The organism is Ferrovibrio sp. GW821-FHT12F09 (assembly GCF_058806775.1).
In genome coordinates this window covers 398,978-419,903 of record NZ_JBXAPZ010000001.1, presented here as the reverse complement: position 1 = coordinate 419,903, position 20,926 = coordinate 398,978, and the positions used below count along the sequence as shown (strand labels likewise).

Here is a 20,926-nt window from a genome sequence, read left to right as displayed (position 1 = left end):
ATTTCCATGGCTCCCCCCCTTCTGATTTTACGCGATATCCACCTCACCTTCGGCGGCACCCCGCTGCTGGACGGCGCCGACCTGTCGGTCAATGCCGGCGACCGGCTCTGCCTGGTCGGCCGCAACGGCTCGGGCAAGTCGACGCTCCTGAAGGTGGTGGCCGGCATGATGCAGGCCGATACCGGCGACCGCGTCATCCAGAACGGCGTCACCATGCGCTACCTGCCGCAGGAACCCGATCTCTCCGGCTTCAAGGACGTGCTCTCCTATGTGGAGGCCGGCCTCAATCCGGGCGACGATCATTACCGCGCGCTCTCCTTGCTCGGCGCGCTCGGCCTTGATGGCACCGAAGATCCGGCGCGGCTGTCGGGCGGCGAGGCGCGGCGCGCGGCGCTGGCGCGCATGCTGGCGCCGGAGCCCGATATCCTGCTGCTCGACGAGCCGACCAACCATCTCGACCTGCCGGCCATCGAATGGCTGGAAGGCGAGTTGAAGACCATCCGTTCGGCGCTGGTGCTGATCAGCCATGATCGCAGGTTCCTGAGCAACCTCACGCGCGCCACGGTCTGGCTGGATCGCGGTGCCACGCGCCGCATGGAGCAGAGCTTCGCCGCCTTCGAAGACTGGCGCGATGCGCTGCTGGAGCAGGAAGAGACCGAGCGTCACAAGCTGGATCGCAAGATTGTCGCCGAACTCGACTGGGTGCGCCATGGCGTGTCGGGCCGGCGCAAGCGCAACATGGGTCGCATGCGCGCGCTGCAGGATCTGAAGACCGAGCGCCGCGACCAGCGCAAGGTCGCTGGCAATGTCAACATCACGGTCTCGGAAGCCGAGACGTCGTCGAAGCTGATCGCCGAAGCCAAGGGCATCTCGAAAGCCTATGGCGATCTGGTCGTGCTGCAGGATGTCTCGGTGAAGATCCAGCGCGGCGACCGGCTCGGCATCATCGGACCGAACGGCGCCGGCAAGACCACGCTGCTCAACATTCTCACCGGCAAGCTGGAAGCCGATTCCGGCAGCGTGCGGCTGGGCGAGAATATCGCGCTGGTCACGCTGGACCAGAAGCGCGAGACGCTCGATCCGGAAATGACGCTGCAATACGCGCTCGCCGGCGGCAGCGACAAGGTAACGCTCAACGGCCAGCCGCGCCATGTGATGAGCTATATGAAGGACTTCCTGTTCACCGCCGAACAGGCGCGCTCACCGCTGCGCGTGCTGTCGGGCGGCGAGCGCGGACGGCTGATGCTGGCGCGGGCGCTGGCCAAGCCCTCCAATGTGCTGGTGCTCGACGAACCGACCAACGACCTCGATCTAGAAACCCTGGATCTGCTGCAGGAGATGCTGGCCGATTATCCCGGTACGGTTCTTCTCGTGAGCCATGACCGTGATTTCATCGACCGCGTCTGCACGTCCGTTCTCGTCTCCGAGGGCAAGGGGCTGTGGCAGGTCTATGCCGGAGGCTATACCGACATGGTGGCCCAGCGCGGCGCCGGCGTGCAGGCGAAAGCGGCGGCAAAGGTCGCCGCCAAAGCCGATGCTGCCGACAAGGGCGAGGCCGCGCCGCGCGCAGCCTCGAAGCGCAAGCTGAGCTTCAAGGAGAAGCACGCGCTGGAGACCCTGCCGAAGACCATCGCCAATCTGCAGTCGGAAATCGCCAAGCAGCAGCGCATCCTCGATGACCCGCAGCTGTTCAGCCGCAATCCGTCGAAATTCCGCGCCGCCAGCGATGCGCTGGAAAAGGCCGGTACTGATTTGGCTGCCGCCGAAGACCAGTGGCTGGAGCTGGAAATGCTGCGCGAGGAAATCGGCGGCTAACGCCAGGGGATTTCCGGCCGCAGGTCGAACAGGCCGGCGCGTTCTTCGCTGCCGGTGCTGCGCCAGAGCGATGGCGGCACCGGTTTTCCATGATCGCGAACCCAGAGCGCGAACTGCCGGCGCGGATCGTCTGCGGGCAGCGGTGGCATCGTCACGCCGGTCGGCATGCCGCGCGTCAGCAGCACGAAGCGCAGCTCGCCGTCCTTCACGCGCTGTGCCAGCTCATCCAGGGTCAGGATCGGATCGCGGCCGCTGAAGCCGCCAAAGGCCATCACCGGCAGGTCGGCCAGCAGGATCGGCGGCGCCGCCAGCCGTGTCGCCGTTGTCGCCAGGGCAAAGCGTTCGCCGTTGCGGTTGGTGCGCAGGAAATCATGCAGGCGCGGGTCGGCGCTCGGCAGCACATGGGCGGCGGCCAGCCGGCGCCAGCGCCGCTGCGGCTCGGAGTCTGCGCTGCGCGTCAGCAGGCCCAGATCGGCGGCGGGCAGCATGGCATAGCCGTGCGACATTGCACTGGCGCCGCTCCAGAGCATCGGATTGATCAACATCAGCAGGAGTGCCGCGCCGGTCGCGGCCCGAGAGCGCAGCAGAGCCAGCGGCAGCGCCAGGATCGGCAGCAGCATCAACCAGGGTGGCAGCGTTTCGGGATCGAACCTATCCACGATGCCGAAGGCGATATAGGCCTGCCACGCGGCGGTGAGCAGCAGCACGATCAGCAGCCAGCGCCGCTCCGCCTGCCAGAGCATCACCGCGCCGATGCCGACGAGAGCGGTCAGCGGCGGTGCCAGCAGCACCAGGTAATAGGCATGGAAAATGCCGCCGGCGAAACTGAACACCAGCAGAGAGCTGAACAGCCAACCGGCCCAGAGCAGAAGATCGGCCTGCGGTTCACGCCGGCGCCAGGCCAGCAGCAGTCCGGCCAGTGCGACGGGCAACAGCCACAGCACCTGGGCCGCCAGATGCCGGTCGGCCAGGCGCAGCGGCCCCACCGGCACGGCGTCGTGGAAGCTTGGCGGCGTGACGGATGGATCCGGCATCTGCGGTTGCGCGCGCGGCTGGAACCGCTCCAGTCCGTTATGCTGCACCACCAGTTCCAGCATGGAGTTGTGTGCGCTGCTGCCGGCATAGGGCCGGAACGGTGCCGGTGTCAGGTCGAAGGCGGCGGCCCAGGCGAGGCTGACGGCGACCAGCACCAGGCCAGCGGCGAACCCATGGCGGAAGCGGCGCGCCCAGGATGACGGCGTGAGCAAGAGGTAGAGCAGGCCGAAGGCCGGCAGCGGCACGAAGGCCGCCAGCATCTTGGTGTTGAATCCCAGCCCGAAGAACACGGCCGTCAGCAGCAGCCAGCGCAGCTGCATGGTTTCGATGGCGCGCAGCAGCGCATAAGCGCTCAGCAGCAGTAGCAGGACCAGCGCGGAGTCTGTATTGCCCGAACGGTCGACGGCGACGCTCACCGGCATGAGCGCCAGGCAGAGCGCCGCGACCAGCCCGGCTGCTGCGCCGAAGCGCCGCGTCACCAGATGATAAACCAGGCCGATGGCGGCGAGGCCTTCCAGCACCTGCGGCAGCAGCAGGGCGAAACCGTTGAAGCCAAGGATTTTGGTGCTGATCACCTGCAGCCAGAAGGCCAGCGGCGGCTTGTCGAGCGAGACGAAGCCGGCGGGATCGAAGCTGTTGTAGAAAAAATTATGCCAGCTCAGCCCCATGCTGCGCACGCCGGCGGCGTAATACTCGGTGCCGAAACCGTGCTCGCCCAGATGCCACAGACGCAAGGCCGCGCCCAGCAGTAGAATCGCCGCCAGCGCGATGCGCGTCCGATGCTTGTGGATGATCTCCGCCATGCCGCCGTTTCCCCCACCGCCAGTCTTTCACGCGGGTAGGGCGGAAGTCCTGCGGTTTCTTACTGAACCGGTCGTGCCGCCTGACGTTCGGCGGGCACCAGCGGCGGCACGCCGAAGCCGATGTCGATGAAGCGCATGCCCTCGCCCTCTTCATAGGAGTCCGGGTCGAGCGGCTCGCCGCGATGGGCCATCGGATCAATCAGGCCGGTGGCGCAGCACAGGATCAGGTTGGCGTCGCGCGCGCCATTCTCCACCAGCGGCGCGCCGCAGAACTCCACCGGCAGCACATTGTCGCCGGGGAAGCGCAGCCAGTAATAGATCACCACGCCGCAGGGCTGGGCGGCCTGGGCGATGGTGAGATGCGCGCGCCAGGCGCGGTTGGCCTTGCTGGTGAGGTCGAGATAATTCATGCCGTTCAGATCGAAGCCGAGTTTGGCGGTGATCTGCACGCCAACATTGTCCATCAGGATGCGGTCGGGTCCGCGAATATCCAGCAGCAGGCAGGTGGTGGCCAGCTCGCCCAGGTCGTCGAGATCCATGTTGCGCCGTTCGGGCAGGCGCTGGCTGCCGCGCCAGCTTTGCCAGACGCGGAAGAACTGTTTCGCACGCGGCGAAAGTGGCGTGGGCAACGTGGTGAGGAAGCTGTCTTCGACCATGATGCGGCGACTATAACGCCCTATTGCAGCGGCGCGCCATCCTGGATTGCGGCCGGCACCATCTTGGGCGTGCCGAAGCCCAGATCGATGAAGGCCATGCCTTCGCCGATCTGGTAGCTGTCGGGATCGGCGGGACCGACCGGATTGACCTTGGCCATCGGCACGGCGCAGGAAAAGATCAGGCTGGGCTCGTCATGGCCATCCCTGGCCAGCGGCGCACCGATCCATTCCAAGGGTAAAATGCGGCCGTCGCCAAAGCGCGGGAACATGTACATCACGTAACCGCAGGGCTGGGCGAGCTGGGCGAGCGTCAGATGCGCGCGCCAGCTGCGGTTCGCCGCCATGGTAAAGTCCAGATAGTTGTAGCCGGTGGGATCGAAGCCGCAATACTGCGCCAGCCGCTCGCCGGCATAGAGGATGTGGATGCTGTCGCGGCCGCGCGCTTCCACCAGCATGCCGTGGTCGCGCAGATTGCCCAGCGCCGACCAGTCGATATCACCCCGCTGGGGCACCCGGCGGCCGGCCCGCCAGCGGTGCCACAGGCCGAGATAATACAGGCTTTGCGGATGCAGAGCCGGCGGCAGGGTGTCGATGAAGGCGGTCCGATCGTCCATGGTCGGATCATTATACGGCGGCCAGGCAAAGCCGCGCGACTCCCAGGGAAGCGGGCCGGAGCATTTCGCCCCGGCCGCGCGACTCTTGCGGGTATCCCTGGGTTACTTCTTCGCCGCTTTCACGAACCGGTCGGTGAAGGTGGCGGCCAGGTCGATCTTGGCGTCGGCAATTTCGGGATCGAACTGCTTCAGCATGTCATGGGCGCTCTTCATGCCGTCCGGCGAGATGATGCCGGTGCGCGAATAGGTTTCCATCGAAGCCTTCACCGCCTGCAGGTACAGCGGCTTGTCGCCCAGGAAATAGGCCTCCGGCACGGCGCCCGCGATGGCCTCCGGGCTGGCGGTGGCGATGAAGTCGAGCGCCTTGGCGAAGGCATTGACCAGCGCCTGGGTGGTCTTCGGGTTCTTCTCGATGAACTCGGGCTTCAGATACAGCACGGCCGCCGGATTGGAGCCGCCGAAGATCGCCTTGGTGCCGGCTTCGGTGCGGCTGTCGGCCAGCACGAAGCCCAGCTTGTCAGCTTCCAGCTTCGAGATCACCGGATCGAGATTCGACATGCCGTCGATCTCGCCCTTCATCATCGCCGCCACCGCGCCGGCGCCACCGCCGACGCCGATATAGGCAGTGTCCTTGGGATTGCCGCCGGCCTTGGCGATCAGGTAGTTGACGAAGAAGTTGGTCGACGAACCCGGCGCGGTGACGCCGATCTTCAGGCCTTTCAGGTCGGCCGGGGTCTTCACCTTGTCTTTCAGCTCGTTCTTCACCATCAGCACGATGCCGGGGAAACGGCCGAGTTCGATCACGGCCTGCAGCGGCTGGTTCTTGGCCTGCATGCGGATGGTGTGTTCGTAGGCACCGGTGACGACATCGACGCTGCCGCCCATCAGCGACTGCAGCGATTTCGCGCCGCCGCCAAAGTCGTTGATGGTGACATCCAGGCCCTCGGCCTTGAAGTAACCCTTGGTCTCGGCAATCGTCAGCGGCAGATAGTACAGCAGCGGCTTGCCGCCGACGCCGAGTTCCAGCTTCGGCTTCTCGACCTGGGCGTGGGCGGCGCCGGCCATCAGGCCGAGTGCCGCCAGCGCGGCGAATGCGATCTTCATGGACATCTGTGTTTCCTCCTGGTGATGGTTTTTTACGTGGTTTTTGCAGCGGTGTCCGGGCGCCAGACCAGCAGCCGGTTTTCAATCCGGGTGACGACGGCATCGAGAATGATCACGAAGATGGTCAGGATCAGCATGCCGGAAAATACGCCGGTGACATCGAAGACGCTTTCGGCTTCGTGAATCTTGTAGCCGAGCCCGGCCGAGGAACCGAGATATTCGCCCACCACCGCGCCGATCAGCGCGAAGCCGACCGATGTGTGCAGCGACGAGAACATCCAGGTGAGCGCCGCCGGCCAGTAGACATGGCGCAGCAGCTGGCGTTCATTCATGCCCAGCATACGGGCATTGGCGAGCACCGTCGGGCTGACTTCCTTGACGCCCTGGTAGACATTGAAGAAGACGATGAAGAAGACCAGCGTGAAGCCCAGCGCCACCTTCGACCAGATGCCTAAGCCGAACCACAGGGCGAAGATCGGCGCCAGCACCACGCGCGGCAGGGCATTGGCGGCCTTCACATAGGGATCGAACACGGCGGCCAGCAGTTCGCGACGCGCGAAGGCAAAGCCCACCACGATGCCCGCACCCGCGCCGATGCCGAAGGCCAGCACGGTTTCCAGCAGCGTGATGCCGATATGGCGCCACATCGCGCCGCCGGTTATGTCTTTCCAGGTGCGCGCCAGCACATCCAGCGGCGTGGAGAAGAAGAAGGGCGCAAACAGCGGCTTGCCGTTGGCCATCGGCACCGTGGTCAGCAGATGCCAGACCACCAGGAAGGCGACGCCGACCAGAATCTGCAGCGCAAGAAGTGTGGCGCGGTTCATTGTTCCGCTTCTCCGCCCTGGGCATAGGTCTTTTGCACTTCGACGCGCAGAGTCGACCAGATTGCCTTGTGGATCTCATGGAAGGCCGGCTCGACGCGAATCTCGGCGATGTCGCGTGGCCGCGGGAGCGTGATCCTGAAATCGCCCACGATACTGGCGGCGGGACCGGCCGACATCACCACCACGCGGTCGGCGAGCGCAATCGCTTCTTCCAGGTCGTGGGTGACGAACAGCACGGCCTTTCGATCTGCAGCCCACAAATCAAGCAAAAGATTTCCCATGATCTGTCGCGTCTGCGCATCCAGCGGGCCGAAGGGCTCGTCCATGAGCAGGATCTGCGGATCGCGGATCAGCATCTGCGCCAGGGCCACGCGCTTCTTCTGGCCGCCCGACAGCATATGCGGATAGCGCTGGGCGAATGTCTTCAGGCCGACGCGGCCGAGCCAGGCCTGGGCTTTGCTCATCGCTTCGGCGCGCGGCACGCCCTGCGGCTCCAGCGCCACGGCGACATTGTCGATCGCGGTCTTCCACGGCATCAGCGCATCAGCCTGGAACAGGTAGCCGGCTTTCGCATTCAGGCCGGCAAGCGGCGTGCCCTGGATGGTGACGCTGCCGGCCGAGGGTTTCAGCAGGCCGGCGGCGGCATTCAGCAGGGTGGACTTGCCGCAGCCGGTGGGGCCGACGATGGCGACGAATTCGTTACGCCCGATGGTCAGGTCGATCCCGGCAACCGCTGTATGCTGCTCGCCGGTCTTGAGCTGGAAGGTGATACCCAGATCGCGCAGGGCGACGGCCGGCGTCCCCGGTTCGGAGGACGGTACATAAGAAGACACGGATGCTGCGGCGGCAGACGACACGCCTTGGTTTCCTTCCCGGGATCGTTTCATTGGCCGGCATACGAAGTCATGCCGGCCGGGCACGATACAAAGCCACGGCCCGGCAAAACAAGCGCCGCAGCCGGATCGCCGGTGATATCACTGCCATCACTGCTGCGTTTCAGGCTTATCCGATCCTTATTCCTTCTTATTTGACTCTTATTTTTGTCTTATCCCGGCTTATTGGAGGCTTATTCGAGCTTATTACGTCCTTAGGACCCACTTATTCCGATCTTAGCTGTCGGCAGAATCCAGTGGGACCGGCTCGGCGCAATAAGAACATAAATGGTACATTTTTGGCGCCAGACAAGGTCGATACATGGCGATTACCTAGCGAGATGATAAAGTAATCGTATAATATTGCTTTGGGATCCTATGGCCTTAGCAAGTAAATCTATCAATAAAATGAAGTAATTTTTCAAATATCATAAATAAATCATAGCGTTATTTCATTCGAAACTGGAATAAAACCAAATAATACCCATATGTACGGTCTGGCATATTCCTGCCAATAGAAAGCGTGATTTTCATGACGCAGACCCAGACCCCGAACAAGCCGAACAATCTGTCCGCCATCGACCAGAAGATTGCCGATGACAAGAAGGCAGCCCAGCAGAACCAGGGCATGACCCCGGGCAACGACCACAAGATTGACGGCAAGAAGGAAGTGCAGCCGGGTGCCGGCACGCCGACGCCGGCCCAGCAGGGCGACAGCACCGCCAACAAGCAGTAATCCCACCAGGGTCTCTGCGGTTGGCGTGAGTACCGCCGGTCGCACACCCCGGTTTCTTCGGCCGGCCCTCGGCTGGCCGAAGAAAGTCTGCCTGCGCCTGCGTGCCGCCGGATTGCGGTGCGCCAGAACATCACGGCCCGGATTTCAACCGGGCTGAGTCCCGCGTCCCGGCGCGCCATGGTGTGCTGCGCCGCTTTTCTTTCCCGCATTGATTTCCGACGCCGCTCTGCCGGCTGCGCCGCCCTTGATCTGCAAGCCGCACCGGCATGGCGGCAAAGGATATCCCATGACAATCGCTATTGATCGCAAACCGAGCTGGCAGGACCGCATGTCGAGCCAGTGGGAGCATTACAAGCTGCCGGCCGCGATGCTGGTGGTTGGCCTGATCGCCGGGCCGCTTTTTTCCAATTACATGGGCTGGCAGGTGACGCGCGGCGCTGCCGATCGCCAGAGCATGGCCAGCGCCGTTGAGCCGCAGGCCCGGATCTGCGCTTTCAACGCCAAGGCCGTCACCCCCGATACCGCCGGTATGGGCTGGGCCCCGCGCCGCGATCTGGCCGAGAAATACGCCATCATGCCTGGTCGCGATGCGGCCGAGCCCGGCGTGGCCAATGCCTGCGCCCAGTATCTGAGCGCCTCGTAAGGCCACCAGTCGTCACTGATACGGTGTTGTGGCTCTGCCTGTCGCGGTTCAAACCGCGCGGGCGGAGCGGCATTGCTGCGGCTTTGGCGCCGGGCCGGAATAAATCCCCTTTTCGGGCCGGAATGACATAGGGTGTCCCCGCGGCCCGCTGCGCCTTTTCCCAAGGTGTCTTCTTGGGCGCACCGCAGAGGGCATCCGAGTGACATCAATCCTTACCGCAGCCGAAACGCTGCAGCGCTCCAGCGCCCATCAGGAACGCACCCGGCAGCTGCAGAAGGCCGCCGCAGATTCAGAAAAATTCCAGCAGGACGTTCGTAACGCCAGCGCCGCCAAAATGGCGCGCCTGCGCGCCCTGCGCCTGGCCCACGAAGCCGAAGAGAAGGCTGCCAAAGCCCTGCGCAAGGCGGAAAAAGCCGCCAAGCCCAAGCGGGCGCGCAAGGCCAAGCCGGCCGAAGCCGGCATCGTCGAGCCCGTGTAACTCACACCGCCTGCAGCAGCACCTGGCGCTGATTGTCCTTAGCGCCGGCGCTCAGCCGCAGGGCGCCCTCGCTGAGCCGCACGCGTTCCATCGCATTGTCGATGACGCGGCCCTCGATGCGCACTTCCTCGCGCGCGATCAGGCGACGGGCATCGTCGCGGTTGGCGGCCAGGCCGCCGAGCACCAGCAGTTCCGACAGCGAGACGCCTTCGGCCAGATGGGATTTCTGCAGGCGCAGCGCTTTCGGCAGATCGGTTTCGACGAGATCGGCCGGCGCAAGCGCGCCGGTCACGGTCTTGACGGACAGATCGAGGGCAGTGTGGTGATCGATGAGAGTGTGGATCGACATGACGGTCTCCGTTGATATGGCCGAAAGGCCGGAGACCCTGATGAAACACGCAAGCCGCCGACCTGGCGGCTGCAGTGGTTCAGACAATAACCAGCGCGCCGCCCTTATGGGAGGTCGTAAACCAATAATACTGGTGGGTGCTGGTGATCATGACGCTGATTAAAGCGCAGCCGGGCAGGGTCGTCAACTGCGGCGATGATGACGCTGCATCGCCTGTGACGACGGCTACGCGTTTTCTTTCTGCCCCCTGGGCCATAGATTGCCCGCCATGACCGATCCGCGCCGCCATGCGCCCGCCACCCTGCGCAACCGCGAGGCCATTCTCGCGGTGCTGAAGACGGTCGCGCCAGAGCGCGGCCTGCTGCTCGAGATCGCCAGCGGCACTGGCGAACATGCCGCCTTCATGGCGCCGCAACTGGCGCCGCTGCTCTGGCAGCCGAGCGATTTCGATGCCGCGGCGCTGGCCGGCATCGATGCCCATGCCGCCGACAGCAAGGCGGCCAATATTCGCCCGGCGCTGCATCTGGATGTGACGGCGATGCCCTGGCCGTTGCCGGCCTGCGATGCGATCCTGTGCTGCAACATGATCCATATCGCGCCCTGGACGGCGGCCGAAGCACTGTTCGATGGCGCGGCGCGCATTCTGACGGCCCGGGCGCCGCTGATGCTGTACGGCCCGTTCCGTCGCAACGGCGAGCATACCGCGCCGTCGAATGCCGCCTTCGACGATGACCTGAAAGCGCGCGATCCGCGCTGGGGCGTGCGCTGTCTGGACAGCGAGGTTCAGCCGCTGGCGGCCCGGCATGGGCTGCGGCTGGAGCGCGCGATCGACATGCCGGCCAACAATCTGGTGGCCCTGTTCCGCGGACCCTGACCATCCGGCGCAAGACTGCGCAAGAAATGCCCGGCAAAACGATGGATTCGAACCGCGGCAGCGGCAAATAAAGCCCCTTTTGCTGGGGAATTGCTGTATGCTGCAGATAAAGCGGCACCGCGCGGCACCTTGCCGCCGACCGGACAGGAGTTTCCAGTGACAACACGGCTTTCGTCGGACGAGGCGCGCCTGCGAGCGGCGGCGCGGCAGGAGAAAACGCGTCAGCGCGAGCAGCTGGTGGCGGAAACCGAAAAAATGCAGCAGGACCTGCGCAACGCCACCGATGTGAAGATTTCGCGTCTGCGCGAGATGCGGCTGGCGCGCGAGGCCCAGGAGACCGCGGCGGCCGCCGTACGTCTGGCGGAACGCGCCGCCAATCCGCCGGCCCCCAAGCGCTCGCACAAGGCCAAGACCAAGGCGGCTGTGCAGGCCGATGAGGTCGCCGACCTCTGAGAGGTTCCAGGCTGACGGCCGGCTCTTGCCAGTGCACCGGCCGTCCCGTCATGCTGCCGCGCCATGGATAGTGTCACCCAACTGCTGTTCGGCGGCGTCGTGGCGGCAGCCGGTTTCCGCAAAAGTCTCGGTCGCCGTGCGGTCGCCGCCGGCGGCCTGATCGGCACGCTGCCCGATCTCGATGTGCTCAGCAGCCTGTTCGGCGATGCGCATGTCACCGATGTCTGGCTCGATCATCGCGCCGTCACGCATTCTTTTCCGGCCACGCTGGTCTATGGCGCCGCCGCCGGCTGGCTGATCTGGAAGGCCGAACGCCTGCGCCGCAAGCCGGTGGATGCTCCCGGGGATCGCAGGCGCCGCAGCGACTGGATGTGGCTGGGCGCGCTCTGTGCCGTGACCCATCCGCTGATCGACCTGTTCACGTCTTACGGCACGCAGCTTCTGGCGCCGTTCAGTCGTGTGCGCTTCGCCATCGATGCGATGCCGATCATCGATCCGGTCTATACGCTGCCACTGCTCGCCGTTTTTTTCGTCGCCCTCGTCAGCCGGCGCTTCGATGCCGTGGCCCAGCGCGCCGCGCAGGTCGCGCTGGTCTACATCTTCCTCTACACGACGATGGCCTGGGGCATCGGCCTGCATATGGAAAGCCGCGCCCGCGGCGAGCTGCAGGCGACGGGCAATACAGCGGCCGTGTCGGCGCGCATCAACGCCTATCCGGTGATCTTCCAGCCCTGGTGGCGGCGCATCGTGGCCGATACGCCCGACGAGATCCTGATCGGTTTCGCTTCGCCCTTTGCCGAGGCGCCCATCGTCTGGCGGCGCGTGCCGCGCGCGGATCGTAGCGATGCCATCGCCGCGGTTCAGGCGACGCATGACGGCGCAGTGTTCCGCTGGTTCGCCGATGACCGTCTGCACTGGATGCAGAAGCCCGATGCCGCCGCCGATAATATCGGCGGCCTGATCGTGGAGGCGCGCGACTATCGCTATGGCATGCCGGGCGACAGCGCGCTCGGCTTCTGGGGCCTGCGCTTTCGCGTCGACGCGCAGAACCGCGTGCTGGGCGCGCCGGACCGCTTTTCCGAGCGACCAGCCTATTCCGGCGCCGCGCTGCGACAGATGTGGCAGGGCCTAAAGGGTGGCGAAACGCTGCCTTGAATAGCGGGGCGCCACGCCCCATATAAACACCAGCACCGTTCCGCAGCCCAGTGCATAAGCGCAGTGCGGAACTTCGCCGGTCCCGGACCGTTAGGTTTTTCCGCGCCCGTTTTCCGGCCGATCCTTCCCATCGCCGCCTCTGTCGCAGATGCATACCGATGCAATTCTGACGCAGGCGGATCATGCATGGAGTTTCCATGAGCACGTCATCCGAAGCGGCGCGTCTGCGCGCCGAACAGCGTTTCCAGAAAACCAGCGAGCGCGAGCGCGAGGCCGAAGTGGTGCGCCGCGAGCAGGAGAAGCTTGCCAAGGCCACGGCCGAGAAGGTCGAGCGGCTGCGCGCCATGCGTCTGGCCCGCGAGGCCGCCCAGGACCTGGACGGCGAACCCACGGAGGCCCGGCGCGAGGCCGAGGCGGATGCGGAAAAGCAACGCGCCGCCCTGCTGGCGATCGGCAAGCCGCCGAAACCGCCGGCGCCCAAGCGCGTGCGCAAACCCCGCGCCGTCACCAAACCCCGCGCTGTCACCAAACACTGACAAACGGAGAGCCGGCGGGCCGCACCAGGCCGCCGGCTTCGGCCCGGCCGGGGCCTAGCCCCGCCGGTCGGCTTCCCCTATATTGCGGCCGCTATGCCAGACCGACCTAGCGTGGGCGTCACGCCCCAAGCCGGCCGCAGCCCGTTTCCTGCCGTCGCCGCTTCCATAACATTCCCATATACCCGAGCGCAGGGCAGTCATGTCGCTTGCGCTTGAACTGCTGCTGATCGCCGTCTTGATCCTGGTGAACGGCCTGCTCGCCATGTCGGAGCTGGCCGTGGTCTCGGCGCGGCGGGCGCGGCTGGAGGCCATGGCGCGCAAGAAGAAGCGCGGCAGCGCCGGCGCCCGCATCGCCCTGAAGCTGGCGGCCGAGCCTGGCCGCTTCCTTTCCGCCGTGCAGATCGGCATCACGCTGGTCGGCATCTTCGCCGGCGCCTATTCGGGTGCCACGCTGGCCGAGCGCCTGACCCTGTGGCTGAGCGAGAATTTCGCGCTCGAACGCGCCATCACCGAGCCGGTCTCCTTCGGTTTGGTGGTCGGCGCTGTCACCTATCTGTCGCTGATCATCGGCGAACTGGTGCCGAAACAGCTGGCGCTGAAGAATCCTGAAATCATCGCCGCCGCCGTGGCGCCGCTGCTTAGCGTGATCGCTGCGATCTTCCGGCCGGTGGTGTCGCTGCTCGATGTCTCCTCGCAACTGCTGCTGCGCCTGATCGGCGGCGGCCGCAGCGATACCGATGCGGTAACCGAAGAAGAGATCAAGCATCTGGTCGCCGAAGCCGAATCCGCCGGCACGGTGGAGCCGGCCGAACGCCTGATGATTGCCGCCGTGATGAAGCTGGGCGACCGCACGGTGCGCAGCGTGATGACGCCGCGCCACGATCTCGACTGGCTCGATCTTTCGGCGCCGCATGAGGAACTGCTGCTGCGTCTGCGTGAAACCACGCATCTTTTGCTGCCGGCGGCGCGCGGCTCGATCGACGAACCGCTCGGCAGCGTCAGTGTCAAGGATGTGCTGAACATCCTGCTCGATGAAGGCCGCGATGGCCTGCTGAAGCGCAGCATCAATTCGCTGGTGCGCCCGGTGCAGGCACTGCATGAAAGCGCCGATTTGCTCGATGCGCTGTCGCTGTTGCAGAAGTCGCCGAGCGGCATGGCTTTCGTGGTCGATGAATTCGGCAGCCTCGAAGGCGTGGTCACCGCCAACGACATTCTGGAAAACATCGCCGGCAATTTCGCGCTCGGCGATGGCGAGGTGGCGCCGGGCGTGATGCAGCGCGCCGATGGCTCCTGGCTGCTTGATGGCCTGCTGCCGCGCGAGGAGATGGCGGAGCGGCTGAACCTGCATCTGCCCGAGGAAGACGACCATCACACGGTGGCGGGCTTCCTGCTGGCGCGCTTCGGCCGCCTGCCCGAGGCCGGCGACATCGTCGACTGGCAGGGCTGGCGCTTCGAGGTGATGGACATGGACGGCCGCCGCATCGACAAGGTGCTGGCGGTGCCGCCGCCGCCGGCCGCGCACGACTCTTAAGTCGTTCTAAGCAAGCGGCTCTGCGGAACAATAATTGTCAGGACGCGTTACCATCCGTTGACGGATGGATATGCCGCAAAAGCCGGCTGCGCAAAGCCTGTGCGTCGCGGCGGCCGCGATAACCGTCCCGTAAAACCGTGAACCGGTTTGGGCAAAAAAAGGGGCCGCATCGAAATGCGGCCCAAGTCTAGGGAGGAAACGCCCGAGAAGGGCATGCAACAAACCGGAAGCTTGTTGCGTTGCAATATGTATCGCGGAAGCAGGTGCACTGCAAGAGGAAAATACAGCACAGAATGTCGCACCTTTAATTTCAATGACTTGTGCAATTTTGTGAGTCAAAAACCGTCCGCATGCGACAGATTATTAGCACGCATACTTTTGTGCAGACGCGAATAAATTCAGACTGTTGCGCCCGGAACACAGGCAGCCGTCTTTTTGAGCAAAAATACACAGCTGCCGAATCGGGCAGAAGCGGGCGGTTCGGCCGGGATCGTGTCGCCTAGCGGCTGAGCCAGCCGGCGATCCATTTCGGCAGGGCTTCGGGCAGCATCGGCAGGGAAATGAAATATCCTTGCGCGATATCGCAGTCCTCCTGGGCGGCGCAGTCCCAGTCGGCCTGGCTTTCGATGCCCTCGGCCACGGTGACCATGCCCAGCCTTTTGGCGAGGCGGACACTGGAGGAGACGATGGCGCGCGCCGCCGCATCCTCGGCCGCGAGGCCGATGAACTGGCGGTCGATCTTCATTTCCTCGAAGGGAAAGCGCTGCAGCTGTTCCATCGAGGAATAGCCGGTGCCGAAATCGTCGATCGCCAGGTTGAAGCCTTTCAGCCGCAGGCGGGTGAGCACTTCAAGCGCCGCCGTCTGATCCTCGATCAGGCGGCTTTCGGTGACTTCCAGCATGATGTCGGCGGCCTTCAGGCCATGCTCGTTCACGGCGGCCGCAATGCGCTGCGGCAGGTCGAGGCGCGTGAGGTTGGCGGTCGACAGATTGACAGCCATCTGCAGCTGCAGACCGCCGGCACGCCAGCGCGCCGCGGCCTGCAGCGCCTGGGCGAGGATAGTGTCGAACAGCGGTTCGGCGGCGGCGCCGTTCTCGGCCAGCGGAATGAACTGGCCCGGCCCGATCATGCCGCGCTGGGGGTGACGCCAGCGCGCCAGCGCCTCCACGCCGATCGGCTGGCGCGTCGTCATCTGCACCTTGGGCTGCACGGCGATCTCGATCTGGCCCATGCGGATGGCGTCGAGCAGCTCGGCCTCGCTGACCGGCGCATCGATGCGGCCGGGAATGCGCGCATCGCCTTCGCGCATGCGGCCCAGCAGGGCGGCGACGGCGGCACGCGTCAGCGGTTTTTCCAGCACGCCGAGAATATTGAGCCGATGGGCGCGCGCCAGGGCTTCCGCCGTGCGCAGCACGCTGCGGGCCTCGCCGCTGAACAGCGCGATCTGGCCGGCGAAATTGCGGTCGGCCAGATGGCGCAGCACCTCGATGCCATCCATCACCGGCATGTTGAGATCGAGCAGCATCAGGTCGCAGTGATGGCCGGCCTGCAGCATGTCGTCCAGTGCGGCCAGCGCGCCGGCGCCATCGTCGCCGGTGCGGATCATTTCGACGCCGCTGGCGCGCAGCATGGCCGACGCCATGTCGCGCATCAGCTTGACGTCATCGACCACCAGCACGCGCAGGCGGCTGAAATCGGGGGCTTTTGAATCCGGCGGTTCGGTCGGGGCGGACAAGCGGGCCTCGGCGGGGTTGCCGCTACTGTCGGCTTTCCGCCCGGGTCAGGTCAAGCCGGCTTGTCGCCGGCGCCATCGGGTGCCGCCGCCGAGGGCGGCTCGATATTGCCGCGCCGCTGCAGGGCAAGCGCCAGCAACCAGCACAGCGCCGCCCAGGCGCTGCCGGCGATCCAGCCGCCCAGCACGTCGCTCGGCCAGTGCACGCCGAGATAGACGCGGCTCGCTCCCACCAGCATGGTGAGCAGGATGGCCAGGATCAGCAGGAACAGCTTGAGCCGGTGGTTCTGCGCGCTGCGGGCCAGCAGGGCGGCAAGCGTCAGGTAGGTGACCGCCGCCATCATGGCATGGCCCGAGGGGAAGCTCTCGGTGTAGACGCTCATGCCATGGGGCACCAGGTCGGGTCGCGGCCGGTCGAAGCCGAATTTCAGCAGTCGTGACAGCAGCTGGCCGCCACCCAGCGCCAGCAGCACCAGCAGCACTGTGCGGTATTTGCGCAGCAGCAGCAGCCAGCCCAGGGCTGCCAGTGCGATGAAGGCCAGCGGCCCGGTGCTGCCAAAGGCGGTGATGTCGCGCACCATCTCCTCGAACCAGGGTGGCCCAAGCGGATCGGAGAGGTCGGACGGATTGCGCAAGGCGAGCAGCAGCCTGCGGTCGAGGTCGCTGGTGTCGCCTTCGATCATCTCGTCGGCCAGGGCAACGAAGCCCCAGACCATGGCCGTGACAAAGCCGAAGCCGAGCAGCAGCGGCAGTTCGGTGCGGCGGATCAGGTCGGCGAGGAAGCGGATGAAGCGAAGCATGGCGTTACACTAACGCGTCATCCTCGGGCTTGTCCCGAGGATCCATCCCATCCATTGGCAGCGCTGGACGTGCAGATAGACCCTCGGAATAAATCCGAGGGTGACGGTTCATACGATTGACAGGCCGCCTTACCGAAACGCGCCGTGATATTCGTCATTCGGTGCCATCTCGATGGCGGCGGCCATGCGGTTGCTCATGTTGAAGAAGCTCACTGTCGCCGCGATGTCCCAGATGTCCTTGTCGCTCCAGCCCGCTTTACGCAGGGCCTCGCGGTCGGCTTCCACGATCTTGGCCGGGGTCTCGGTCAGCTTGGCGGCGAAGTCCAGTGCGGCGCGAATCTTCGGCTTCAGATCGGCGGCGCGATAATTCATCACCATCAGTTCGCCCAGTTTCGGATCGCCGGAAATCTGGCGCACGGCGGCGCCATGGGCAGTGAGGCAGTAGAAGCAGTGATTGATGCTGCTGACCACCACGGCGATCATCTCGCGCTCAAGTTTGCTGAGCCCCGACTCGCCGAGCATCAGCTCGTTGTACATCTCGGTGAAGCCGCGCAGCTTCTTGGCGTCGAAGCTGTAGCTCAGCAGCACGTTCGGCACGAAGCCGATCTTCTCATCGCATTTGGCGAAATAGGCCTGGGTCGCCGGATCGAGCGTGTTGCGCGCCGGCACCGGAATCTTCAGCGCATGCGGCCTGGTTGCCCTGACAGCTTTCGGGGCGGGCTTCTTCGCGGGTTTGGCTTTGGCCATGTCTTCCTCCTGGACGGGAGGAAAGCTTAGCGCTTATCGAAGCCGTCTTTAAAGCCCCCGACCTGACCGCGATGGCGCAGCAGATGGTCGGCCAGCACCAGCGCCAGCATGGCTTCGCCCACCGGCACGGCACGGATGCCGACGCAAGGATCATGGCGGCCCTTGGTGGTGATTTCGGTTTCAGTGCCGAAACGGTCGACGGTGGCGCGGGGCGAGAGGATCGATGAGGTCGGCTTCACGGCGAAGCGCACGACAATCTCCTGGCCGGTGGAAATGCCGCCGAGGATGCCGCCCGCCTGGTTCGACTGGAACTCGGCCTTGCCATCCTTGAGCCGCATCTCGTCGGCATTGGCCTCGCCCGAAAGCGCGGCGGCGGCAAACCCCGCGCCGATCTCCACGCCCTTCACGGCGTTGATGCTCATCATCCCAGCCGCCAGATCGGCATCCAGCTTGCCGTAGATCGGCTCGCCCAATCCTGCCGGAATGCCGCTGGCGCGCAGTTCGACCACGGCGCCAACCGACGAGCCCGCCTTGCGGATCTCATCCAGATAATCTTCCCATTCCAGCGCCATTTTCGGGTCGGGGCACCAGAAGGGATTCTGCGTCACGCTGTCCCAGCTCCAGGTGGAGCCGTCGATCTTCTTCTCGCCGATCTGCACCAGCGCGCCGCGGATCTGCATCTGCGGGCCGATGAGAGTCTTCAGCACCTGGCGCGCCACGGCGCCGGCGGCGACGCGGGCCGCGGTCTCACGCGCCGAGCTGCGCCCGCCGCCGCGATAGTCGCGGATGCCGTATTTGCTCCAGTAGGTATAGTCGGCATGACCGGGACGGAATTTGTCCATGATCTCGCCGTAGTCTTTGCTGCGCTGATCGACATTGTCGATGAACAGCATGATCGGCGTGCCGGTGGTCTGGCCTTCAAAGGTGCCAGACAGAATCTTCACAGCATCCGGTTCGCGGCGCTGGGTCACAAACCGCGATGTGCCGGGTTTGCGCTTGTCCATCCAGTCCTGGATATCGGCTTCGGTCAGGCTGATGCGCGGCGGCGCACCGTCGATGACGCAGCCCAGGGCCGGGCCATGGCTTTCGCCCCAGGTGGTGACGCGGAACAGCCGGCCGAAACTGTTATCGGACATGACTGCTATCCCACATGGGCGCCTGCTTACTCGCCCTTCTTGAGCGACAGCAGCAGTTCGGCGACCTGCGGCGCCTGATCCACCGCCACCATGCCGACGCTGTGATAGCCGCTGTCGACATGATGGGTCTCGCCCGTCACGCCGGCACCGAGATCGCTCAGCAGATACAGGCCGGCGCCACCGACCTGCTCGATGGTGACATTGCGGCGCAACGGCGCGTTCAGTTCGTTCCACCGCAGGATGGCGCGGAAATCGCCGATGCCGCTGGCGGCCAGGGTCTTGATCGGGCCGGCCGAGATGGCGTTGACGCGGATATTCTTGCGGCCGAGATCGGCGGCGAGATAGCGCACGCTGGCTTCAAGGGCTGCTTTCGCCACGCCCATCACATTGTAATGCGGCATGACGCGCTCGGCGCCGTAATAGGTCAGGGTGATCGCCGCGCCGCCATCGGTCATCAGCTTTTCGGCGCGCTGCATCACAGCGGTGAAGCTATAGCAGCTGACATTCATGGTCAGCGCGAAATTGTCGAAGCTGGTGTCGATATAGCGACCCTTCAGCTCGTTCTTATCGGAGAAGCCGATGGCATGGACCAGGAAGTCCATCTTGCCCCAGGCCTTCTCCAGCGCGGCGAAGGTGGAATCGATCGAGGCGGGATTGGTGACGTCGCATTCCAGCACATGTTCGGCGCCGATGGTGGCGGCCAGGGGCTTCACGCGTTTTTCCAGCGCCTCGCCCTGATAGGTGAAGGCCAGTTCGGCGCCATGCTCGTGCAAAGCCTTGGCAATGCCCCAGGCCAGCGAACGATCATTGGCGACGCCCATGATCAGGCCACGCTTGCCCTGCATGAGCGGTTGCGGATTGGACATGAATCCCCTCGGAAATCAGCTTTAATCGGGTCGGACGGCCGGGGCTGCCTGCAACAAAAAGACAACCGGGCACGCATTCTGGGCCGGGAGAGTATCCCAAAGGGGTGCCCCAGCCAAGGCGGATAACCCTTTTCCGAACAATGACTTGGCAGAATTTTCCGGGGCCCGGCAGCAGCGTGGCGGGGTCCGGGGCGGAAAGGATGGGTTTTGCCCGTTTAACGATTATACTGACAGGGAAATCTGACCCGGCCGGCCCGTTCATGCTCCATGTCGCCTCCCTGACCTTTGTCATTGTGCTCCGCGAGGGTCTGGAGGCGCTGCTGGTGATCGCCGCGCTGGCCGCCTTCCTGATGCGGGCGGGCGAAAGCCACCGCCTGAAGGCGCTGGTCTGGGGCGGCGGCCTGGCCCTGCTGGCCAGCCTGGTGGCCGCCTGGGTGTTCGAGGAAGTTTTCGCCAATATCGACGACCTGACCGAAGCCGTCATCATGCTCTGCGTTGCCCTGCTGCTGTTCCATGTCAGCGCCTGGCTCTGGCGGTTCCGCAACCTGCAGGCCTGGCAGCGCCATCTGGAGCAGAAGGTGGGCGGTGCCCTGGAAGCCGACAGTTCTTTCATGCTGGGCCTGATCGCCTTCCTGGCCGTGTTCCGCGAGGGCGCCGAGACGATCCTGTTCCTCTATGCCGCCACCGATGACGAGATCGGCGCGCTGCCGGCCGTGATCTTTGGCAGCGTTGCGGCGCTGCTGGCGCTGGTTGTCTGCTACTGGGCGATGACGCGGCTGGCGCTGCGCCTGCCGCTGCGGCCGTTATTCGCCATCACGTCGCTGTTTCTCTTCGTGCTCGGCCTGCGCTTTGTCGGCGTCGCCATCGATGAATTCCAGATTGTCGGCTGGCTGCCCGCCGACCCGGTGGCGCTGCCCGACTGGATGGTGCGGGTTGGCGTCAATCCCAGTCTGCAGGCGCTGGGGCTTCAGCTGTTGCTGATTCTCGGCTTCGCGGCGCTGTTCTGGTTCGCTCGCCCGTCCCAGGGCAAGCTGGGCGGCCCGGACAAGACGGCGTAAGGCGGCCGAACGCCGCTGTCATGCCATCGCGCAGCGGTGGTATCCACGACTTCGATTGATGAAGAGACATGGATGCCACGCAAGCGTGGCATGACGGCAGGGGTATGGT

22 protein-coding genes are annotated in these 20,926 nt (G+C 64.9%); 10 read left to right on the top strand and 12 right to left on the bottom strand.

Annotated features, from left to right (window positions below):
- The first annotated feature begins 6 nt into the window (after positions 1–6).
- Positions 7–1,815 (top strand): ABC-F family ATP-binding cassette domain-containing protein, encoded by a 1,809-nt coding sequence (locus tag AC1ROB_RS02170; protein WP_492972397.1) that lies wholly within the window; start codon positions 7–9, stop codon positions 1,813–1,815.
- Here the strand turns inward: AC1ROB_RS02170 and AC1ROB_RS02165 are convergent.
- From AC1ROB_RS02165 to AC1ROB_RS02140, 6 genes are all read right to left on the bottom strand, one after another.
- Positions 1,812–3,653: a glycosyltransferase family 39 protein gene (locus AC1ROB_RS02165; protein ID WP_492972398.1), complete on the bottom strand. Its 1,842-nt coding sequence runs from the start codon at positions 3,651–3,653 to the stop codon at positions 1,812–1,814. The two genes, AC1ROB_RS02170 and AC1ROB_RS02165, sit on opposite strands and share 4 nt — an antisense overlap.
- 59 nt (positions 3,654–3,712) lie before the next feature.
- Positions 3,713–4,309 (bottom strand): PAS domain-containing protein, encoded by a 597-nt coding sequence (locus AC1ROB_RS02160; protein ID WP_492972399.1) that lies wholly within the window; start codon positions 4,307–4,309, stop codon positions 3,713–3,715.
- A gap of 20 nt (positions 4,310–4,329) precedes the next feature.
- Complete coding sequence (locus AC1ROB_RS02155) at positions 4,330–4,923, bottom strand: PAS domain-containing protein (RefSeq protein WP_492972400.1); 594 nt, start codon at positions 4,921–4,923, stop codon at positions 4,330–4,332.
- A 102-nt stretch (positions 4,924–5,025) separates the two neighbouring features.
- Positions 5,026–6,033 (bottom strand): ABC transporter substrate-binding protein, encoded by a 1,008-nt coding sequence (locus AC1ROB_RS02150; RefSeq protein ID WP_492972401.1) that lies wholly within the window; start codon positions 6,031–6,033, stop codon positions 5,026–5,028.
- A 26-nt stretch (positions 6,034–6,059) separates the two neighbouring features.
- On the bottom strand, positions 6,060–6,851 hold the full coding sequence (locus AC1ROB_RS02145; RefSeq protein ID WP_492972402.1) for an ABC transporter permease: 792 nt from the start codon (positions 6,849–6,851) through the stop codon (positions 6,060–6,062).
- On the bottom strand, positions 6,848–7,708 hold the full coding sequence (locus AC1ROB_RS02140) for an ABC transporter ATP-binding protein (protein WP_492972403.1): 861 nt from the start codon (positions 7,706–7,708) through the stop codon (positions 6,848–6,850). Before AC1ROB_RS02140 ends, AC1ROB_RS02145 begins: the two co-directional genes overlap by 4 nt.
- 547 nt (positions 7,709–8,255) lie before the next feature.
- Here AC1ROB_RS02140 and AC1ROB_RS02135 point away from each other — a divergent pair.
- The 3 genes from AC1ROB_RS02135 to AC1ROB_RS02125 all read left to right on the top strand — a co-directional run bounded on the left by AC1ROB_RS02135 (position 8,256) and on the right by AC1ROB_RS02125 (position 9,580).
- Positions 8,256–8,459: a hypothetical protein gene (locus AC1ROB_RS02135; RefSeq protein WP_492972404.1), complete on the top strand. Its 204-nt coding sequence runs from the start codon at positions 8,256–8,258 to the stop codon at positions 8,457–8,459.
- 286 nt (positions 8,460–8,745) lie between these two features.
- Positions 8,746–9,102 carry a hypothetical protein gene (locus AC1ROB_RS02130; protein WP_492972405.1) on the top strand — a complete coding sequence of 119 codons (357 nt, stop codon included), beginning with the start codon at positions 8,746–8,748 and terminating at the stop codon, positions 9,100–9,102.
- 199 nt (positions 9,103–9,301) lie between these two features.
- Complete coding sequence (locus tag AC1ROB_RS02125) at positions 9,302–9,580, top strand: hypothetical protein (protein WP_492972406.1); 279 nt, start codon at positions 9,302–9,304, stop codon at positions 9,578–9,580.
- Position 9,581: 1 nt separating this feature from the next.
- Here the strand turns inward: AC1ROB_RS02125 and AC1ROB_RS02120 are convergent, their stop codons facing one another.
- Positions 9,582–9,929, bottom strand: coding sequence for a hypothetical protein (locus AC1ROB_RS02120; protein ID WP_492972407.1), 348 nt, complete (start codon positions 9,927–9,929; stop codon positions 9,582–9,584).
- Positions 9,930–10,197: 268 nt separating this feature from the next.
- On the opposite strand from AC1ROB_RS02120, the gene AC1ROB_RS02115 reads away from it, so the two are divergent.
- The 5 genes from AC1ROB_RS02115 to AC1ROB_RS02095 all read left to right on the top strand — a co-directional run bounded on the left by AC1ROB_RS02115 (position 10,198) and on the right by AC1ROB_RS02095 (position 14,478).
- Positions 10,198–10,803: a DUF938 domain-containing protein gene (locus tag AC1ROB_RS02115; RefSeq protein WP_492972408.1), complete on the top strand. Its 606-nt coding sequence runs from the start codon at positions 10,198–10,200 to the stop codon at positions 10,801–10,803.
- Positions 10,804–10,959: 156 nt separating this feature from the next.
- Positions 10,960–11,256, top strand: a complete 297-nt coding sequence (locus tag AC1ROB_RS02110; protein ID WP_492972409.1) for a hypothetical protein — start codon at positions 10,960–10,962, stop codon at positions 11,254–11,256.
- Positions 11,257–11,319: 63 nt separating this feature from the next.
- On the top strand, positions 11,320–12,411 hold the full coding sequence (locus AC1ROB_RS02105) for a metal-dependent hydrolase (RefSeq protein WP_492972410.1): 1,092 nt from the start codon (positions 11,320–11,322) through the stop codon (positions 12,409–12,411).
- Positions 12,412–12,608: 197 nt separating this feature from the next.
- Complete coding sequence (locus tag AC1ROB_RS02100; RefSeq protein ID WP_492972411.1) at positions 12,609–12,947, top strand: hypothetical protein; 339 nt, start codon at positions 12,609–12,611, stop codon at positions 12,945–12,947.
- 199 nt (positions 12,948–13,146) lie between these two features.
- Positions 13,147–14,478 carry a hemolysin family protein gene (locus AC1ROB_RS02095; RefSeq protein WP_492972412.1) on the top strand — a complete coding sequence of 444 codons (1,332 nt, stop codon included), beginning with the start codon at positions 13,147–13,149 and terminating at the stop codon, positions 14,476–14,478.
- Between the two features lie 499 nt (positions 14,479–14,977).
- Here AC1ROB_RS02095 and AC1ROB_RS02090 read toward each other — a convergent pair whose 3' ends face one another.
- The 5 genes from AC1ROB_RS02090 to fabI all read right to left on the bottom strand — a co-directional run bounded on the left by AC1ROB_RS02090 (position 14,978) and on the right by fabI (position 19,759).
- On the bottom strand, positions 14,978–16,213 hold the full coding sequence (locus AC1ROB_RS02090; RefSeq protein WP_492972413.1) for an EAL domain-containing response regulator: 1,236 nt from the start codon (positions 16,211–16,213) through the stop codon (positions 14,978–14,980).
- 50 nt (positions 16,214–16,263) lie between these two features.
- Positions 16,264–17,010, bottom strand: coding sequence for a phosphatase PAP2 family protein (locus AC1ROB_RS02085; RefSeq protein WP_492972414.1), 747 nt, complete (start codon positions 17,008–17,010; stop codon positions 16,264–16,266).
- Positions 17,011–17,139: 129 nt separating this feature from the next.
- A complete protein-coding gene (locus tag AC1ROB_RS02080) occupies positions 17,140–17,757 on the bottom strand; it encodes a peroxidase-related enzyme (protein WP_492972415.1) in 618 nt (205 codons plus the stop codon).
- 26 nt (positions 17,758–17,783) lie between these two features.
- Positions 17,784–18,893: a chorismate synthase gene (aroC, locus tag AC1ROB_RS02075; protein WP_492972416.1), complete on the bottom strand. Its 1,110-nt coding sequence runs from the start codon at positions 18,891–18,893 to the stop codon at positions 17,784–17,786.
- Between the two features lie 26 nt (positions 18,894–18,919).
- A complete protein-coding gene (gene fabI / locus AC1ROB_RS02070) occupies positions 18,920–19,759 on the bottom strand; it encodes an enoyl-ACP reductase FabI (protein WP_492972417.1) in 840 nt (279 codons plus the stop codon).
- A 260-nt stretch (positions 19,760–20,019) separates the two neighbouring features.
- Between fabI and AC1ROB_RS02065 the strand changes: the two genes are divergently transcribed.
- Complete coding sequence (locus AC1ROB_RS02065) at positions 20,020–20,817, top strand: FTR1 family protein (RefSeq protein WP_492972418.1); 798 nt, start codon at positions 20,020–20,022, stop codon at positions 20,815–20,817.
- Positions 20,818–20,926 lie beyond the last annotated feature (109 nt).

Coding starts and splice junctions, on each gene's coding strand:
- AC1ROB_RS02135 (WP_492972404.1), top strand. CDS start 8,256: ATGACGCAGACCCAGACCCCGAACAAGCCGAACAATCTGTCCGCCATC.
- fabI (WP_492972417.1), bottom strand. CDS start 19,759: ATGTCCAATCCGCAACCGCTCATGCAGGGCAAGCGTGGCCTGATCATG.
- AC1ROB_RS02105 (WP_492972410.1), top strand. CDS start 11,320: ATGGATAGTGTCACCCAACTGCTGTTCGGCGGCGTCGTGGCGGCAGCC.
- AC1ROB_RS02085 (WP_492972414.1), bottom strand. CDS start 17,010: ATGCTTCGCTTCATCCGCTTCCTCGCCGACCTGATCCGCCGCACCGAA.
- AC1ROB_RS02170 (WP_492972397.1), top strand. CDS start 7: ATGGCTCCCCCCCTTCTGATTTTACGCGATATCCACCTCACCTTCGGC.
- AC1ROB_RS02100 (WP_492972411.1), top strand. CDS start 12,609: ATGAGCACGTCATCCGAAGCGGCGCGTCTGCGCGCCGAACAGCGTTTC.
- AC1ROB_RS02095 (WP_492972412.1), top strand. CDS start 13,147: ATGTCGCTTGCGCTTGAACTGCTGCTGATCGCCGTCTTGATCCTGGTG.
- aroC (WP_492972416.1), bottom strand. CDS start 18,893: ATGTCCGATAACAGTTTCGGCCGGCTGTTCCGCGTCACCACCTGGGGC.
- AC1ROB_RS02165 (WP_492972398.1), bottom strand. CDS start 3,653: ATGGCGGAGATCATCCACAAGCATCGGACGCGCATCGCGCTGGCGGCG.
- AC1ROB_RS02130 (WP_492972405.1), top strand. CDS start 8,746: ATGACAATCGCTATTGATCGCAAACCGAGCTGGCAGGACCGCATGTCG.
- AC1ROB_RS02065 (WP_492972418.1), top strand. CDS start 20,020: ATGCTCCATGTCGCCTCCCTGACCTTTGTCATTGTGCTCCGCGAGGGT.
- AC1ROB_RS02155 (WP_492972400.1), bottom strand. CDS start 4,923: ATGGACGATCGGACCGCCTTCATCGACACCCTGCCGCCGGCTCTGCAT.
- AC1ROB_RS02080 (WP_492972415.1), bottom strand. CDS start 17,757: ATGGCCAAAGCCAAACCCGCGAAGAAGCCCGCCCCGAAAGCTGTCAGG.
- AC1ROB_RS02150 (WP_492972401.1), bottom strand. CDS start 6,033: ATGTCCATGAAGATCGCATTCGCCGCGCTGGCGGCACTCGGCCTGATG.
- AC1ROB_RS02115 (WP_492972408.1), top strand. CDS start 10,198: ATGACCGATCCGCGCCGCCATGCGCCCGCCACCCTGCGCAACCGCGAG.
- AC1ROB_RS02160 (WP_492972399.1), bottom strand. CDS start 4,309: ATGGTCGAAGACAGCTTCCTCACCACGTTGCCCACGCCACTTTCGCCG.
- AC1ROB_RS02145 (WP_492972402.1), bottom strand. CDS start 6,851: ATGAACCGCGCCACACTTCTTGCGCTGCAGATTCTGGTCGGCGTCGCC.
- AC1ROB_RS02120 (WP_492972407.1), bottom strand. CDS start 9,929: ATGTCGATCCACACTCTCATCGATCACCACACTGCCCTCGATCTGTCC.